This window comes from Enterococcus sp. DIV1328a, assembly GCF_050536905.1.
In the GTDB taxonomy this organism is placed as follows: Bacteria; Bacillota; Bacilli; order Lactobacillales; family Enterococcaceae; genus Enterococcus; species Enterococcus faecalis.
Map to the genome: position 1 here is coordinate 1,192,433 of NZ_CP172912.1, position 16,270 is coordinate 1,208,702.

Below are 16,270 nucleotides of genomic sequence, written 5' to 3' on the forward strand. Positions count from 1 at the left end.
AAAGTTGAACTTTCAAGAAAATATGATAACGATTTCTTTCGTGATATACTAAAACTAACTTAAAAGAGAGGACGTCTGATCATGAAAATACTAACACCCGTTTATCAAATAAAATTTAAAAAAGTACCAAATCAATTACTGATTGATGAGCGTTTAATAAATGAATTGGGTACGTGGCTGAATCGTACAGGTCGAATTTGGGCCTGCCAATCATCAAAATCGGCAAAGGAATTTAAAAATACATTTTATGAAAGTACAGGCTTGTCCGCAAATGAAGTGCATATTTCTGCCGAGACGGATGGTCTTTTTCGTTTAGCAGAAAATAAAGCGTCTGATTAAAGTGCAGCATCTTTCCATAACAATTGTCATTGACAAGCCAACACAGTAAAGATACGATATGAGTAACTAAACAGCGGTTTAGAAAAAGTGAAGGGGGCGTTTATGTGTTAGAGGTAAAAGAGTTAGTCAAAACCTTTGGGGATTTTAAAGCAGTTGATCATGTATCCTTTACGATACCGGACGGGAAAATTTTAGGATTAATTGGCCAAAATGGTGCCGGGAAAACAACTACATTTCGCTTGATTTTAAATTTTTTAACACAAGATAGCGGGTCGGTTTTATGGAATGGTCAACCATTAAACGAAAAAGAATACAATATTATTGGTTATTTACCAGAAGAACGGGGGTTATATCCTAAAATTACGATTGAAGACCAACTAATTTATTTCGCTTCATTGCGGGGAAAAACTAAAAAAGAAATTGAACCTAAAATTGACTTTTGGATGGAAAAATTTCAAGTTAAAGGCAAAAAAACGGATAAAGTTAAATCTTTATCAAAAGGCAATCAACAAAAAGTTCAATTGATTGCGACACTTATTCATGAACCGAAGTTAATTATTTTAGACGAACCATTCAGTGGCTTGGATCCAGTTAATGCAGAATTATTAAAAGACGGCATTATTGAATTGAAAAATCAAGGTTCTTGTGTCATTTTTTCCAGTCATAATATGGACAATGTGGAGAAAATCTGTGACCATTTAGTCATGTTAAAAAATGGACGCATGGTTTTAGATGGTCAGGTTCATGAAATTCGACAACAATTTGGTCGAACAAAATTATTTTTAGAATCACCGTTATCTGTTGAGGAAGTTGCTGCTACAGCAGGTGTGAAAGAAGCACACTTGCGACAAGATGGCGTCTTAGAAGCGACATTAGAAAACGCTGAAGTGGGCAAAGTGTTGTTTGATAAAGCGACAGCCAACGGCTACATTCCAATGTTTAATCAACAACCACCAACATTGGAAGAAATTTTCAAAATGAAAGTAGGTGGGCAAGATGAGTAAATTTTGGATTATTGCGACTGATGTCTATAAGAAAAATGTGAAGTCGCTGTCTTTCTTAATCATGATTTTAGCGCCATTTCTTCTTGTAGGAATTGTTTACTTAGCGGGCTCTCTAGCTAGCGGTTTTTCAGGAGATACTACCATTGGTCTGGTTTCGGAAAATCAAGCGCTCGTTAAAGAGTTGACAAAGAATAAAACAGAGGACTTTTCTTTCAAAGCTGTTTCTTCTGAGAAAAAGGCCCAAGAACAATTAAAAGACGAGAAAATTGATGCCTATTTACTTTTGGACACTACAGATAATCAGATTTCTGGTCAGCTTTACTCTGAACGCTCTTTAGGAAATGCAACCGAGATGCTAATTCCTCAAATGTTAAACCAATTACAAACAATGGCGAATGCCAATCGTTTAAACCTAACAGCTGAGCAAGTTGCCATGTTGAATCAACAAGCAACATTTAAAAAAGCCAAAATTAGTTTTGATGAAAATGGCAAAATAAAAACAGGAGAAGATAACACAGGGATTCAAATGGCGTTAGCAATGGGGATAACAATTTTGTTATTTGTCTTCATCAGCAGTTATTCTTCAATTATTGCCCAAGAGATTGCTTCTGAAAAAGGCACTAGAATCATGGAAGTTATTCTCTCTAGTACAAAAGCGCAAACCCATTTTTATGGCAAACTAACTGGGGTTATTCTAGTAGCTTTAACACAAATTTTTATTTACGGAGTGGCGTTTGTTCTCGGCTATTCTCAATTGAAAAATCTTGATTTTATGAAAAGTCTATTAAGTGGTATTTCACCACAAAGTATTTTTTCATCAACCTTTATTTTTACATTAGGCTTTTTCATTATTGGTATTCTCGTTTTTGCTGTTTTGGCAGCACTTTGTGGTTCTCTTGTTTCCAAACCAGAGGATACAGCAAAAGCAGTTCAGCCCATCATGTATATTGGTTTAATCGGTTATATGATTGGCATTACGTTTGGGACGAATGATCCACAAAATATCGTGGTGAAAGTGACTTCCTTTATTCCGCTGATTTCGTCATACATTATGCCAGTACGCTTGGCGACCGAAACGGCATCAACAATGGAAGCAATTGTCTCATTAGTGATTTTGGCAGTTTTTGGAATTATTTTAACAATCTTCTCTGCTCGTTTATACAAATCAAACGTTCTTGTATACAGCGAAGGCGGCATGATTCAATCCTTAAAACAGTCAATTTCTATTTTAAAAAATGAACAAAAGCATAAATAATTTTTGTTTAACTCTAAAAGGACCCGGTAAATCAGTCAAAGTGACTGATCTGCCGGGTCTTTTTTAGGCACCGTTCGTCGTTCAACTAGACGAACGGTTAATTTTTTTTCAGGAATGTTCGTCTGATTTAATTGGTTGTATAGGTAAATAAATGAGTTTTCGGCTTGATACTGAATGGCATAATCAACAGTCGTAATATGCATCAATTCACTGACATAACTATTATCAAAGCCAATGACAGCGACATCGCGAGGAACGGCATAATTTAGATTTTCAAGTTCTGAAATAAACTCAGCTGCTACGTGATCATTATAAAAGGCCAAAGCTTCTGGCTTTTCGGTTAATTGTTGCCAGTAATGGGCAATTTTGCGACCAGAATGGTTAGTATACTGATCATTAATCAGCCACTCAGCTTGCCAAGGTGCCTGAGTGTTTTCATAAAAATCTTTCATTGCACGTTTTCGTGCGTGCGTGTTTAAATTTTCGGGATTACCGAGGACATGACCAATTTTTTGGTATCCTTGTTGTTGTAAATATTCTAAGGAACGATAATAACCAGAGTAATGATCAATGTAGGAAGAGTATATATTAGGTGAATCGATACGATGCCAGGTTGCTAAAGGACCATACGCGCTGTATGGCTCAATCACCGACCATTCATTTGTTCGTGTCAATAAAAACAAGCCATCTAATTGTTTGTATTTTAATTGGTTCAAGGCATCAATTTCTTTCTGCTGATCGCCATCTGTAAAAAATAAGGTTACGGAATAATTGTATTTTTTTGCAATTGAAATAAAGCGATTCAAGAAAATACCTAAGGAACCTAAATAGCTAGGGGCTAAAAAGCCAATGGTTTTTGTGGCACCTGCTCGTAAATTCCGCGCCACATAATTCGGGGTATAATTTAATTCTTTCATTGCTTTGAGAATTTTTTCTTGACTATCGGCACTTACATATCCTTTTCCAGAAATTAAGCGAGAAACAGTCGATTTCGAGACACCGGCAACTTTTGCTACATCAATGATAGACGTCATTTTTTACCTCCAAAGTGGAATGTATTCTTATAAGAAGTATAGCATACATTTTTTTGAAAATAGTGCTTGACATGGGAACATTCCCATAATTTATCCTAAATATGTAAACGATAACAATTTAATCAAGGAGGAAGAAGACGGATGACAAGAGGAGCATTAAAAATTGCAACAATTGGTGGCGGTTCTAGTTATACACCTGAATTAATTGAAGGATACATTAAAAGAAAAGATGAACTGCCAATTAAGGAAATTTGGTTAGTCGATATTGAAGCTGGTAAAGAAAAATTGGAAATCGTAGGTGCAATGGCGAAGCGCATGATTAAAGCTGCTGGTTTAGATTGGGAAGTTCATTTAACATTGGACCGTGAAGCAGCCTTAAAAGGGGCGGATTTTGTTTCAACACAGTTCCGTGTAGGATTATTAGATGCTCGCATTAAAGATGAACGGATTCCTTTGTCCCATGGAGTATTAGGCCAAGAAACAAATGGCGCGGGAGGAATGTTTAAAGCATTTCGAACAATTCCTGTCATTTTAGCTATTATTGACGATATGAAACGCCTTTGCCCAGATGCTTGGTTAGTGAATTTTACTAATCCAGCTGGAATGGTTACGGAAGCTGCAATTAAACATGGCGGTTGGAAAAAAACAGTTGGCTTATGTAATGTGCCGATTGGTCATAGAAAACAAGCGGCCGAAATGCTGGGAATTCCAGAAGAAGACTTATTCTTTAAATTTGCTGGAATTAATCATTTCCATTGGCACCGCGTTTGGGACAAAGAAGGACAAGAGCGAACACAAGAACTCATTGATTTAATTTACGGACCTAAGCAAGAGCAAGAAAGTCATTTGAAAAATATTTTTGATGCGCCGTTCCATTATGAACAGTTAAAAGATTTAGGAATGTTACCATGTGGTTATCATCGCTATTATTATATTGAAGATGAGATGTTGAAGCATTCCATCGAAGAGTATGAACGGGGCGAAACAAGAGCACAAGTGGTTAAAGAAACGGAAAGTCGTCTGTTTGAATTGTATAAAGATACCAAACTAGATTACAAACCAAAAGAATTAGAAGAACGGGGCGGCACACACTATAGCGATGCAGCTTGTGAAATGATTGCATCAATTTATAATGATAAACGAACGGATATGGTTGTTTCTACTGAAAATAATGGGACAATTACTGATTTACCGTATGATTGTGTTGTAGAAGTATCTGGACCTGTGACAGCACATGGCCATGAACCTTACAACTGGGGGGCCTTTCCGCCAGCAGCACGAGGAATTATTCAAAATATGAAAGCTATGGAAGAAACGGTTATTCGAGCAGCCATCAATGGTGATTACGGCGCAGCATTGCATGCTTTCACTATTAATCCATTAGTTCCTGGCGGCGTCATGGCGAAGACCTTGTTGGACGAATTATTAATTGCCCACAAAGCGCATTTACCGAATTTTGCAGATGCGATTAATAAAATTGAAGAAACACAACCAGAAACAGTCACATATGTGGCCGAATTAATGAAAAGTAATTAAAAAATATCGCACGCTAAAGATTCGTTTAGTGTGCGATACTTTTTTTAGAATAGGAAGCAAAGGATTCCGTTTTTTTCTTGACAGTAAAATGATAGGTTTGTTGCCGGAACAGCCACTGAATACCAGAGTAAATTAAAATTTCAGCAATAATAAACGTCGAAAGTTTCTGTGCGGAAAGGAATAATAGCGTTAAAATTAAAAATAAGACGACACAGGTATAAAAAACATGTTGCAATTTTTTAGAATTGATAATCGTGATTTCTTTGGTATCTTCAGTAACTTCAATGCGCCGATAAAATTGGAACCAGCCTTCATAGAACGTTAAAACATCCCCAGGATCAGCCTCAATTTCAATAGGTACATTAGTAAAAAGTTTCCCTTGATGCACACCATTTTTATAAAATGTAAAATAGCGTAACGCGCCCCAAGCTGATGTTTTTCGTGTCAATGTAATCTTCATGGTTTTCACCTCCGTCTTTATTTTGCCATAGTTTCGGTAAAATTGTATCCTACTAAAGTCCGATTCTCTGATTTTAGGGTCAGAATTGACAAAAGGAAGCAGAGGTGTTAATGTGGGAGTAATTAAACGAGGAGGTATAATTGTATGTTGGCATCTATCAGAATTTGGATTGACTTTTTGACAAAATAAATTGAATAAATCTTATCAAAAAGTCTGAAATTAAAATTCATGGGTGACGTGTGTACTTTTATACGAAACTACAAGGATAGCGATTAGGCTGTCCTTTTTTGCGTACCCAAGATTCTTTCGTTTCAGAAATGAAAGAAGAAGGCAAAATGAAAAAATTAAGTATTCATCTGAAAGAAGTAAGTATTCACTTTTCGGGAAAACCAATTCTAGAAATTGATGAATTATTTGTATATGAAAATGAAAAAATTGGGATTATTGGTAAAAACGGTGCAGGAAAATCAACACTGCTCAATTTAATTATGGGTAAGATTCAATCAGACAAAGGAAAAGTTCAAAGATTGAACGACTTTCATTACTTGGCACAAGTAGCTGAAGAAATAACGAATGAATCAGAGAAAGCTGACAAAAACTGTTTGCTAAATCAGAAAAATCAAAAACTAAGTGGTGGCGAAAAAGTCCAAAAACGCTTAGCAACATTATTTTCAGAGTATCCAACCGGGGTTATTTTAGATGAACCAACCACACATTTAGATAAAGAACATCGTCATTTGTTAGTGGCAGATTTAACGTATTATTATGGGACCGTTTTGTTTGTTAGTCATGATCGCTTTTTCTTGAATCAATTAGCAGAGAAAATTTGGGAAGTTTCGGATGGACATGTCAAAGAATATTTAGGAAACTACGATGCCTATTGTCGTCAAAAAGAATTGGAACAGCAAACACGATATAATGTCTATCATCAGTATCAAAAGGAAAAGAAAAAATTACAGGAATCTTACACAAAGAAACAAGCACAAGCGCAAAAATCTAGTCATGTTTCAAAAAAACAAAAACAAAAGCAAATTAAACCTAGTCGTTTAGCTGGTTCTAAACAAAAAGATACCGTACAAAAAGCACTCCAAAAACAAGCGAAAGCGATTAATGCCAGAATTGACAGATTACCCGATGTTGCGCAAGCAAAACAAAAGCGAAAAATTATTTTTCCTACTAATAATCAGTTCTCTTTATACAATCCATATCCAATTAGAATTGAAAATTTAACTTTCGCTTATGAGAATCGAACAATTCTTAACCAAGTGAACGTTCAAATTCCTTTAAACGAAAAAATAGCACTTTGTGGAAAAAATGGTGCTGGGAAGAGTACCTTCCTTCAACAAATTAAAGCTCGTCACCCGGCCATTTACTTTTCTCCCAAAGTCCGGTTAGGAACGTATCATCAATTAGATTATCGATTAAAAAATGATGAACCACTGTTGACTTATTTATTGAAGCGGACAAATTATTCTGAAAAGATTGTGCGTTCACTTTTATATCGTCTAGGTTTTCAACAAGAAAATTTACAGACAAAGATATCTTCTCTAAGTGGTGGCGAAGCCATAAAAATTACTTTGGCGCAATTATTTATAGAACCAAATAATATCATCTTATTGGATGAACCCACCAATTTTCTTGATTTAGAGACAATCCAAGCACTTGAAGAATTTATAAGTGCCTATCAAGGAACAGTAATTTTCACCTCGCATGATGAAACGTTTGTGGAAAAAGTAGCCACCCGCACTATTTATTTAGAAAACGGGAAAATTATTGATAAATAAAAAAAGTAGACAAAAAGTCGCTATTTTAGCGACTTTTTGTTTAGACTTCTTCAATTGGTAAATAGGTGTATTCTGCAATTTCTGCGGCATGGGAGCCAGCAACATATCCAGTGACAAATGCAGCTGTAACATTGTAGCCTCCAGTATAGCCATTAATATCTAAAAGTTCACCAGCAAAAAATAAACCATTGACTAATTTGCTCTCCATTGTTTTAGGGGTCACTTCTTTGAGGGAAATCCCACCGCCTGTGACAAAAGATTTTTCCAAGGGCAATGTTTTCGTAACAGTGAACTGAAAGTCTTTCAGTAGTTCCACAAAGGAAAGACGTTGCTTTTCTGTCAGTTGTTTGGCAGGCACTTCTTCAATTGCTAGTTTCTCTAGATAAAAAGTAAGCAGACGTTCTGGTATTAAAGAATGAAAGGCATTTTTTGCCACTTTATTTGGCTGTTCCTCAATCATGTAATCAACATTTTTCAGCACTTCTTCAAAAGATTTTGTCGGAAACACATCCAAGGCTACCGTGACAGGTTGATTGCCGTTGCGAGTTAATTCTTGGTTAATAAAACTAGAACAGCGGAGCGCGGCAGGTCCTGAAATGCCAAAATGTGTAAACAGCATATCCATTTGATGATTAACTAAAGGTTTTCCTTTTTGGTTCAAAACAGTTAAATTAATATCTTGTAAAGAGAGACCTTGCAACGTTTTATCAAGGATAAAAGGTTCTTCAGAAATAATAGGCGATTCGGTAGGGTAGAGAGGGCTGATGGTATGCCCCATTTTTTTGGCTAGTTTATAGCCATCACCAGTTGCTCCTGTGGAAGGATAAGTGCGGCCGCCAGTTGTTAATACAACACATGGTGCATAAATTTTTTCCAGTTCGGTTTCAACGCCAATTATTTGATCGTCTTTTCGTAGTAATTTTGTGACCTGTGTTTTTGTAAAAACAGTGACTCCTAATTCGTTAATGCGGTTAAATAGCGCATCAACAATTGACTTCGATTTATCTGTAACAGGGAACATGCGTCCGTGATCTTCTTCTTTTAAGTGAATACCATTGGATTCAAAAAAGTTCATGATATCATAGTTATCAAATTGTGAAAATGCGCTGTACAAAAATTTTCCATTCCCAGGAATAAATGAAATGATTTCTTCTGCGGGCCGATTATTGGTTACATTACAGCGACCGCCACCAGTCATTAATAATTTTTTCCCAACACGGCGATTTTTTTCAATCAATAATACTTGAGCACCAGCTTCTGCGGCCGCAATCGTGGCCATCATACCACTCGTCCCAGCACCGACAATAATTACATCAAATTTCTTCATAGTTCTCCTCCAATTCAATAGGTAGTGTACCATAATTACAGGATTTTTTCTGGATTTAAGGAAAAAATAAACGTTTGACTATGGTAATTTTTGAATTTTCAGTTAAAATAAACCTATAACAATGAGAGGATGATTAAATGGACGCAGAACAATATGTTAAAAATATTCAAGAAAAGATTCACCAATTAGACCAAGGTCAAACAGAATATTTACAAGCAGTCGATGAGTTTTTACCAACCGTAGAAGGTTTTTTAGAAAAAAATCCTCAATACATTGAAGCAAATGTTTTAGGTGTCTTGATTGAACCTGAACGTATTTTTCAATTTCGTGTGCCGTGGCAAGATGACCAGGGCAATTGGCATGTGAACAGAGGCTATCGTGTCCAATATAATTCAGCGATTGGACCATACAAAGGTGGTTTGCGGTTTCATCCAAGTGTGAATTTAAGTGTGATGAAGTTTTTGGCCTTTGAACAAATTTTTAAAAATAGTTTAACTGGTTTGCCAATCGGTGGCGGCAAAGGCGGTAGTGATTTTGATCCAAAAGGTAAGTCAGATGCTGAAGTGATGCGCTTTTGTCAAAGTTTCATGACCGAACTTCAAAAACATATTGGTCCAAGTACAGATGTTCCAGCAGGCGATATTGGCGTAGGCGCTCGTGAAATTGGTTATTTGTTTGGCATGTATAAACGCTTGCGCAACTATGATGCAGGAGTGTTGACTGGAAAACCTTTAGGATACTGGGGAAGCCAAGCAAGAACAGAAGCGACGGGTTATGGAACGGTTTATTTTGTTAAACATTTATTAGCAGATAAAAACGATACGTTTGAAGGCAAAAAAGTCGCTGTTTCTGGTAGCGGGAATGTCGCAATTTATGCCATGGAAAAAGCAATTGAGCTAGGCGCTACAGTAATCACATGTTCCGATTCGTCTGGTTTTGTTTATGATCCAGAAGGAATTGATGTGGCGTTAGTAAAAGAACTAAAAGAAAAAAATCGTGAACGCATTTCAAAATATGTTGAAACACGTAAAGGCGCAACTTATTATGACAAAGAATCTGTTTGGGATTTCGAAACAGCGTATGATATTGCGTTACCATGTGCAACACAAAATGAAATCAACAAAAAGCAAGCCGCTATTTTAGTGAAAAATGGAGTGAAAGTCGTGGCAGAAGGCGCAAATATGCCTTGTACACTAGAAGCAGTCGCCGTTTTTGCTAAATCAGCTGTAATTTATTGTCCAGGTAAAGCCGCTAATGCAGGTGGTGTTGCGGTTTCTGCATTAGAGATGAGCCAAAATGCTGAACGTTTAGCTTGGTCCTTTGAAAAAGTTGACGGTATGCTAGATCAAATTATGCAAAACATTTATGAGACTTGTCGTGATACAGCTAACGAATATCAGGCACGAGATAACTTTGTTTTAGGTGCGAATATTGCTGGCTTTGAAAAAGTAGCGGCAGCGATGCTGAGTCAAGGACTTGTTTAATAACAAAAAATGCTAGGATTTCCTAGCATTTTTTATTGGTTTGTTTGATTAAGAGAATAAATATCTCTAATTAAATAGTTAAAATTAAACAATTGGTCTATCCAAAAGAATTTGCTTGAAAAAATGTCTAAAAACACGTAAAGTATACATGTAGTAAGTTTACTTTCGAGGAGGAAAAGGAATGTCACACATTCAATTAGATTATTCCAAATTAGCACCATTTGTTGCTGACCATGAATTGGAATACATGCAAACACAAGTCACTGCAGTGGACAAAGCATTACGTGAAGGTACAGGAGCTGGTAATGATTTTACTGGCTGGATTGATTTACCAGAAAACTATGACAAAGAAGAATTCGCGCGCATTAAAAAAGCAGCAGCAAAAATTCAATCTGACTCTGAGGTATTAGTAGTCATTGGTATCGGTGGTTCATATTTAGGTGCCCGTGCAGCAATTGAATTTTTGACACATTCATTTAATAATCTATTATCAAAAGAAGAACGGAAAGCGCCACAAATCTTCTTTGCTGGAAATAGCATCAGCTCAACTTATTTAGCTGATTTAATCAATGTGATTGGTGATCGTGATTTTTCTGTCAACGTTATTTCAAAATCTGGAACGACGACAGAACCAGCGATTGCTTTCCGCGTCTTTAAAGAGTTACTAATTAATAAATATGGCAAAGAAGAAGCCAATAAACGTATTTATGCGACAACTGACCGTGCTAAAGGAGCAGTAAAAGTTGAAGCTGATGCGGAAGGTTGGGAAACATTTGTGATTCCTGATGATGTGGGCGGCCGTTTCACTGTTTTAACGCCAGTAGGTCTTTTACCAATCGCTGTTAGCGGTGCTGATATTGATCGTTTAATGGAAGGTGCAAATGATGCACGTAAAGAATACGGCGCAACGAGCGACTTAAAAGAAAACCAAGCCTATCAATATGCTGCGTTACGTAACATTTTATATCGTAAAGGTAAAACAACTGAAATGTTAATTAACTATGAGCCTGGCATGCACTATTTCTCTGAATGGTGGAAACAATTATACGGTGAATCAGAAGGAAAAGATGGCAAAGGTATTTTCCCAGCAGCCGCAGACTTTTCAACTGACTTACATTCCATGGGTCAATATGTTCAAGAAGGTATGCGTAACTTATTTGAAACAGTAGTTAAAATTGAAAATCCACGCCATAGCATTTCAATTCCAGAACAAAATGAAGACTTAGATGGCCTAGGCTATTTACAAGGAAAAGAAATTGACTTCGTCAATACAAAAGCGTTCGAAGGTACGTTGCTTGCTCACACAGATGGTGGTGTGCCAAACATGATCGTTAAAGTGCCAACAATGGATGCTTATTCATTAGGTTATGTTATGTACTTCTTCGAAATTGCAGTGGGCATCTCAGGTTACTTAAATGGGGTTAATCCATTTGACCAACCAGGTGTTGAAGCTTACAAACGCAACATGTTCGCTTTATTAGGTAAACCAGGTTTTGAAGAATTAGCAAAAGATTTAAATGCACGTCTATAATTTGTAAATAACAGAAGAAAAGAGCCAGAAACACTTACGTTTCTGGCTCTTTTCTTCTGTTTAAATTATTTTTCCAAAGGTTCGTTCCATTTTTTAGGACTCCAAATAGTTCCTTCCAATGCAACTTGAAGACTTTCATTATCATCTTCTAATTGTTCAATATATTTGATGGTTTCCTCGATAATAAAAGAATTGGGTTCTTCACTGATTGACTGAAGTTGTTCTGCTAACCATGTATTTCTCATTTTTCTTCACCTCAAAATGTAGTCTATCATAGGTGAGCTTTTTAGTAATGAAACTTGCTTATTGGTTTTCCTTTAAAATAGCATAAATTCGTTCAATATCCGCTTGGGTGCCTCTTAATTCATAGTCAGCTAAGAAGGGAAAGTTAAATTGTTCCGCATACTGTTTAGCTGTCAGGCAGTATTGGTGATTAAAGTTTTTATTGCCGCTGCCCACCACGCCAGAGCAATAACGATAATTATTTTCAAAAGCAAGATATTCTCGCATGACTTCTGTTAAAATTTCGGTATTGCCGTTGTTGATGCCATCGCCACCATCTAAATAGGTAGGCACAAAGGTAAAAAATGGTTCTGTTTCTACTTCTAACGGAGAATTTTCCGAAATTTCTTTGAAAGTAATCGTAGGATTTTTTTCGTTTTGCTGATGTTGCTCTTCAGCATAAGTTGTTAAACGTTGAACAAATGAGCGCGTATTACCAGAGATTGAAATATATCGTATATTCATCAGAGATCCCTCCAAATAAATTTAATTGTTTACGTAAGTATAGCACATCTATGTGAAAAAAATTCAAGATCAATAATTATAAAGCGAAAAAAATAATGCCTTTTTATTACCTATTATAAAAGTGAAAATTTGTTATTTTAATTCATTTGGGTAAGTATTGAATTTTGCGAAAAACTTTGCTAAGATGGTAGAGTATTGAATAAAGAATGGTTGGGCGAAAGCTTCAAGGATTCAGTTCTTCAAGGGGTGAGAAGAACAATTTTTGAGTTTGCGCCTTTTTGCATACCTAAAACAAAAGGGCTGAGCGTATCTCTATTTCGCTAGTCCTTTTTCTTATATGCTAAAGGTGTAAAAACTAAGGAGGTGGAGACAATGGTACAAGAAGTACTAGAGCAAATCAAAGCAGCGGAAGATGCGGTGGAAGAGCATCGGCAACAAGCTAAGATGAATTGTCGTTTATATGAAGAACAGAAGCAAGAACGTTTAGCTGAACTACGTCAAGAGAGTGAAGAAGCTGTTGAAAAAGTGCTGACGGATTCACTAGCAACGCAAGAAAAGATGTTACAACTTGAAAAAGAACAACTTTTAGATGAAACAAAGCGCACTGAACAAGCGCTTCACGAACGTTACGAAGCGAACAAAGAACAAGTCATTGATTCAATTATTGAGAGGGTGAAAGACGTTTATGGCAGTTAGTAAAATGGAAAAAATGACAATAATTGCCGCTGCCGAAAAAGAAGCAGCAATTCTACAAGCCATTCAAGGCTTGCAAATTGTCGAAGTAAAACGGATTTTTCATTCGCCTGAAGAAGAACAAGCCTTAAAGAGTCAATATTCTTTTTTACAAGCAGAACAGTCAACTGAACAGCTACGTAAATATGAAACGATGCTACAACAATTGCAAGAGCTTCTTTTATTTTTGACACGCTCTTCAGGAAAAGGGTTAAAGATAAAAAGAAAAGTCTATACCTTAGAAGAGTTGGAACAAACCTTTGATGAAAAAACATTACAAAGCTATTTGACGGAATTAAAGAATATTCAAGAATCTTTGAAACAAATTCAAACGGATCGTCAAGGATTAGAAGCCGAAGAAGAATTATTAGGCCGCTGGCAATATCTGGATGTTCTACCGCACAAACAACAGTTAAAAAGTAGTTATGTCGTTCATGGTTCGATAAATCTAGCCAATAAAGCCAGTTTCTTGAGCGCTTTGTCTCAATGGCCAACGGTTTATTTTGAAGAAATTTATCAAAGTATGCATCATAGTTACTTTACACTCGTTTACCTGAAGGAACATCAGCAGAGTGTAACCGAGTTATTAAACCAATATAGCTTTGAACCACTCCAATACCGTTATGATGTTCCGCCTAAAGAGGCATATCAACAAGTCAAAGAACGATATGAAATTTTACAAAAAGAAGAAAAAGCCTTAAAGCAACAACTGGCTTCTTATCATGATTTTTATGAAACGTTTTGCTTGGCTGAAGAAGTCTTGTTGGCGGTTATCCAAAGAGAACAAGCACGTCAACATTTGTTAAATGCTTCATCATTTTTCATCTTGCAAACGTGGATTCCAGTCGAAGAAAAAGCCGAGATTTTGACAGCGATTGAAGAAAAAGTTCCTAAGGACGAAATAGCTCTTACTTTTGAAAATCCTACGAAGGCGGAAATTGAGACGGATATACCAGTTAAACTAGCGAATAATAAATTGGTGCAGCCGTTTGAAATGTTAACAGAGATGTATAGCTTACCAAAATATGAAGAAGTTGATCCGACACCTGCGATGATGCCGTTTTATCTAGTCTTTTTTGGCATGATGGTAGCGGATATTGGCTATGGCTTACTGATGCTACTCTTGTCTATTATTGCTTTGAAAGCATTTGTTTTACCGAGAGGCATGAAACGTTTTGCCGACTTTTTCTTGATTTTATCATTTCCAACAATTATTTGGGGCTTCATTTACGGTTCGTTTTTCGGTGCAGCATTACCGCCAATAATGTTTGGAATCAAATCACCATTTCCGATTTTATCAACGACCGAAGATGTAAATACGATTCTTATTTTATCGGTTATTTTTGGGTTTATCCAATTGGTTGTCGGTTTAATGATTAATGGGATTCAGTTATCAAAACAAAAGCGCTATTTAGATAGTATTAACGAAAGTTACGCTTGGTTAGGGATTTTGTTTGGTTTAGCATTGTTAGTCGTTGGTAAATTAGTGGTTAAAAATGAAGGCTTATTTACAGCAGGTGCGATTTTAGCTAGTCTTTCTGCCATTGCAATTATTGTGATTCCAATGATTCAATCGAAGGCCAAATTAAAAGGTTTAGCCAAAGGACTGTATGGACTATACGGCGTGACAGGTTATGTCGGTGACTTAGTTAGTTATACACGTTTGATGGCGTTAGGAATTGCTGGGGGAAGTATTGCTTCAGCGTTTAATATGCTCGTAGAGTTCATGCCGCCAGTTGCCCGTTTTAGTGTGGGCATCTTGCTGTTAATTGTTTTACATGCGTTAAACATATTCTTATCGTTATTAGGTGCTTATGTTCATGGCGCACGTTTGCAATATGTTGAGTTCTTTGGAAAATTTTACACAGGCGGTGGCCGGGCGTTTAATCCGCTAAAAACAAAAGAAAAGTATGTCAATGTTGAGAAAAAATAGAAAATTATTTATTGGAGGAAAATAGAGATGATGGATTACTTAATTAATAATAATGGTGGAATTGTTTTTGCAGTATTAGGAATGGCGATGGCGACAATTTTTGCTGGGATTGGATCAGCCAAAGGGGTTGGCTTTACTGGGGAAGCAGCAGCAGCTTTAACGACGGAGCAGCCAGAAAAATTTGGTCAAGCGTTAATTTTACAGTTATTACCAGGTACACAAGGACTATACGGTTTCGTTATTGCTTTCTTAATTTATATTAACTTAGGAAACGATATGAGTATGGTTCAAGGGTTGAACTATTTTGTAGCAGCTTTACCAATTGCTTTTGCAGGATTGTTCTCTGGGATTGCCCAAGGTCGTGTGGCCGCTGCGGGGATTCAAATTTTAGCGAAGAAACCAGAACATGCAACAAAAGGAATTATCTATGCTGCCATGGTTGAAACTTATGCCATCTTAGGGTTCGTAATTTCCTTCTTACTTGTATTGAACGTCAAATAATTGAGGAGGCAGATGGATGGATGCCATTGAAAAAATCATCAGTGAAATTAAGCAGCAAGGAAAGCAAGAAGTCGAAGCCTATGTCACCAGTGAACAAACGCGCATCGATCAAGAATTCCAAGCAGCACAACAAGAAATTTTGCTGAAGCAAGAACATGAAATAGAAAAACGACAACAACAATTATTAAAAGAATTTAAACAACGCCAACAACGGCAAACACTAGAAATTCGTCAGGATGCATTAAATAAAAAACAAGCATATCTTAACCAATTATTTGATGAAGTGGTCTTAAAGATGAGTGAATGGTCAGCGGAAGAATTTCAACAATTTATGAAAGCACAATTAGGTTCACTTGAATTAACAGGAAAAGCGACCATTCTTTTAGGAGAGTATTCTCAAACGAAAGTGACGCAAGAATGGCTGACCGCCCTTTCTGATGCTACTGTTCAATGGGAGCTTTCAGAGGAAGTTGTTCCAAAAGAAAGTGGCTTTATCGTTGCAAAAGACGGTTTGGATTATAATTTTCTCTTTTCAGCATTAGTTGAAGAGATTCAAAAAACAGAAGGCTTTAAAGTAGCAGAAAAACTTTTCAGTTAAGAAGG

The 16,270-nt window shown here is 36.5% G+C and carries 16 protein-coding genes and 1 other annotated feature; of the genes, 11 read left to right on the plus strand and 5 right to left on the minus strand.

Annotated elements, in window-relative coordinates:
* Positions 1 to 81: 81 nt before the first annotated feature.
* The 3 genes from IGL93_RS05780 (at position 82) to IGL93_RS05790 (ending at position 2,598) form a co-directional block, all read left to right on the plus strand.
* Positions 82 to 339, plus strand: a complete 258-nt coding sequence (locus IGL93_RS05780) for a DUF3884 family protein (protein ID WP_010713433.1) — start codon at positions 82 to 84, stop codon at positions 337 to 339.
* Between the two features lie 104 nt (positions 340 to 443).
* Positions 444 to 1,343 (plus strand): ABC transporter ATP-binding protein, encoded by a 900-nt coding sequence (locus tag IGL93_RS05785; RefSeq protein WP_002357699.1) that lies wholly within the window; start codon positions 444 to 446, stop codon positions 1,341 to 1,343.
* Positions 1,336 to 2,598 carry an ABC transporter permease gene (locus IGL93_RS05790; protein WP_002357698.1) on the plus strand — a complete coding sequence of 421 codons (1,263 nt, stop codon included), beginning with the start codon at positions 1,336 to 1,338 and terminating at the stop codon, positions 2,596 to 2,598. Before IGL93_RS05785 ends, IGL93_RS05790 begins: the two co-directional genes overlap by 8 nt.
* A 35-nt stretch (positions 2,599 to 2,633) precedes the next feature.
* Here IGL93_RS05790 and IGL93_RS05795 read toward each other — a convergent pair whose 3' ends face one another.
* The gene (locus IGL93_RS05795) at positions 2,634 to 3,632 is read right to left on the minus strand and encodes a LacI family DNA-binding transcriptional regulator (RefSeq protein WP_002360405.1); all 999 of its coding nucleotides are present in this window, start codon (positions 3,630 to 3,632) and stop codon (positions 2,634 to 2,636) included.
* Between the two features lie 141 nt (positions 3,633 to 3,773).
* On the opposite strand from IGL93_RS05795, the gene IGL93_RS05800 reads away from it, so the two are divergent.
* Positions 3,774 to 5,168, plus strand: coding sequence for a 6-phospho-beta-glucosidase (locus tag IGL93_RS05800; RefSeq protein ID WP_010775819.1), 1,395 nt, complete (start codon positions 3,774 to 3,776; stop codon positions 5,166 to 5,168).
* Positions 5,169 to 5,193: 25 nt separating this feature from the next.
* Here the strand turns inward: IGL93_RS05800 and IGL93_RS05805 are convergent, their stop codons facing one another.
* Entirely contained in the window at positions 5,194 to 5,700 is a 507-nt protein-coding gene (locus IGL93_RS05805; protein ID WP_002357693.1) for a hypothetical protein, read from the minus strand.
* Positions 5,701 to 5,945: 245 nt separating this feature from the next.
* Here IGL93_RS05805 and abc-f point away from each other — a divergent pair, with 245 nt between their 5' ends.
* The gene (gene abc-f, locus IGL93_RS05810; RefSeq protein WP_025192681.1) at positions 5,946 to 7,412 is read left to right on the plus strand and encodes a ribosomal protection-like ABC-F family protein; all 1,467 of its coding nucleotides are present in this window, start codon (positions 5,946 to 5,948) and stop codon (positions 7,410 to 7,412) included.
* A gap of 40 nt (positions 7,413 to 7,452) precedes the next feature.
* Here the strand turns inward: abc-f and IGL93_RS05815 are convergent, their stop codons facing one another.
* Complete coding sequence (locus IGL93_RS05815; protein ID WP_010775821.1) at positions 7,453 to 8,739, minus strand: NAD(P)/FAD-dependent oxidoreductase; 1,287 nt, start codon at positions 8,737 to 8,739, stop codon at positions 7,453 to 7,455.
* Between the two features lie 137 nt (positions 8,740 to 8,876).
* Here IGL93_RS05815 and gdhA point away from each other — a divergent pair, with 137 nt between their 5' ends.
* Together gdhA and IGL93_RS05825 are read left to right on the plus strand one after the other, a co-directional pair.
* On the plus strand, positions 8,877 to 10,223 hold the full coding sequence (gene gdhA, locus IGL93_RS05820) for an NADP-specific glutamate dehydrogenase (RefSeq protein ID WP_002384561.1): 1,347 nt from the start codon (positions 8,877 to 8,879) through the stop codon (positions 10,221 to 10,223).
* A gap of 181 nt (positions 10,224 to 10,404) precedes the next feature.
* Complete coding sequence (locus IGL93_RS05825) at positions 10,405 to 11,754, plus strand: glucose-6-phosphate isomerase (protein WP_002357685.1); 1,350 nt, start codon at positions 10,405 to 10,407, stop codon at positions 11,752 to 11,754.
* A gap of 65 nt (positions 11,755 to 11,819) precedes the next feature.
* On the opposite strand, the gene IGL93_RS05830 is transcribed toward IGL93_RS05825, so the two are convergent.
* Positions 11,820 to 11,999, minus strand: coding sequence for a hypothetical protein (locus tag IGL93_RS05830; RefSeq protein ID WP_002357684.1), 180 nt, complete (start codon positions 11,997 to 11,999; stop codon positions 11,820 to 11,822).
* A gap of 58 nt (positions 12,000 to 12,057) precedes the next feature.
* A complete protein-coding gene (gene nrdI / locus IGL93_RS05835) occupies positions 12,058 to 12,501 on the minus strand; it encodes a class Ib ribonucleoside-diphosphate reductase assembly flavoprotein NrdI (protein ID WP_002389303.1) in 444 nt (147 codons plus the stop codon).
* Between the two features lie 208 nt (positions 12,502 to 12,709).
* Positions 12,710 to 12,757, plus strand: a sequence feature (sodium ion sensor (DUF1646 type); this cis-regulatory element may regulate processes involved in with the transportation of sodium ions).
* Between the two features lie 116 nt (positions 12,758 to 12,873).
* On the opposite strand from nrdI, the gene IGL93_RS05840 reads away from it, so the two are divergent.
* From IGL93_RS05840 to IGL93_RS05855, 4 genes are read left to right on the plus strand one after another with little or no spacing between them, the layout of a single operon-like run.
* Entirely contained in the window at positions 12,874 to 13,197 is a 324-nt protein-coding gene (locus IGL93_RS05840) for a V-type ATPase subunit F (RefSeq protein WP_002381927.1), read from the plus strand.
* Positions 13,187 to 15,166 (plus strand): V-type ATP synthase subunit I, encoded by a 1,980-nt coding sequence (locus IGL93_RS05845; protein WP_033789277.1) that lies wholly within the window; start codon positions 13,187 to 13,189, stop codon positions 15,164 to 15,166. The genes IGL93_RS05840 and IGL93_RS05845 overlap by 11 nt, the downstream gene beginning before the upstream one ends.
* 27 nt (positions 15,167 to 15,193) lie before the next feature.
* Positions 15,194 to 15,667, plus strand: coding sequence for a V-type ATP synthase subunit K (locus IGL93_RS05850; protein WP_002363905.1), 474 nt, complete (start codon positions 15,194 to 15,196; stop codon positions 15,665 to 15,667).
* A 16-nt stretch (positions 15,668 to 15,683) separates the two neighbouring features.
* A complete protein-coding gene (locus IGL93_RS05855) occupies positions 15,684 to 16,265 on the plus strand; it encodes a V-type ATP synthase subunit E (RefSeq protein WP_002365627.1) in 582 nt (193 codons plus the stop codon).
* The last annotated feature ends 5 nt before the right edge of the window (positions 16,266 to 16,270 follow it).

Coding starts and splice junctions, on each gene's coding strand:
- abc-f (WP_025192681.1), top strand. CDS start 5,946: ATGAAAGAAGAAGGCAAAATGAAAAAATTAAGTATTCATCTGAAAGAA.
- IGL93_RS05800 (WP_010775819.1), top strand. CDS start 3,774: ATGACAAGAGGAGCATTAAAAATTGCAACAATTGGTGGCGGTTCTAGT.
- IGL93_RS05845 (WP_033789277.1), top strand. CDS start 13,187: ATGGCAGTTAGTAAAATGGAAAAAATGACAATAATTGCCGCTGCCGAA.
- nrdI (WP_002389303.1), bottom strand. CDS start 12,501: ATGAATATACGATATATTTCAATCTCTGGTAATACGCGCTCATTTGTT.
- IGL93_RS05840 (WP_002381927.1), top strand. CDS start 12,874: ATGGTACAAGAAGTACTAGAGCAAATCAAAGCAGCGGAAGATGCGGTG.
- IGL93_RS05795 (WP_002360405.1), bottom strand. CDS start 3,632: ATGACGTCTATCATTGATGTAGCAAAAGTTGCCGGTGTCTCGAAATCG.
- IGL93_RS05825 (WP_002357685.1), top strand. CDS start 10,405: ATGTCACACATTCAATTAGATTATTCCAAATTAGCACCATTTGTTGCT.
- gdhA (WP_002384561.1), top strand. CDS start 8,877: ATGGACGCAGAACAATATGTTAAAAATATTCAAGAAAAGATTCACCAA.
- IGL93_RS05815 (WP_010775821.1), bottom strand. CDS start 8,739: ATGAAGAAATTTGATGTAATTATTGTCGGTGCTGGGACGAGTGGTATG.
- IGL93_RS05790 (WP_002357698.1), top strand. CDS start 1,336: ATGAGTAAATTTTGGATTATTGCGACTGATGTCTATAAGAAAAATGTG.
- IGL93_RS05830 (WP_002357684.1), bottom strand. CDS start 11,999: ATGAGAAATACATGGTTAGCAGAACAACTTCAGTCAATCAGTGAAGAA.
- IGL93_RS05855 (WP_002365627.1), top strand. CDS start 15,684: ATGGATGCCATTGAAAAAATCATCAGTGAAATTAAGCAGCAAGGAAAG.
- IGL93_RS05850 (WP_002363905.1), top strand. CDS start 15,194: ATGATGGATTACTTAATTAATAATAATGGTGGAATTGTTTTTGCAGTA.
- IGL93_RS05780 (WP_010713433.1), top strand. CDS start 82: ATGAAAATACTAACACCCGTTTATCAAATAAAATTTAAAAAAGTACCA.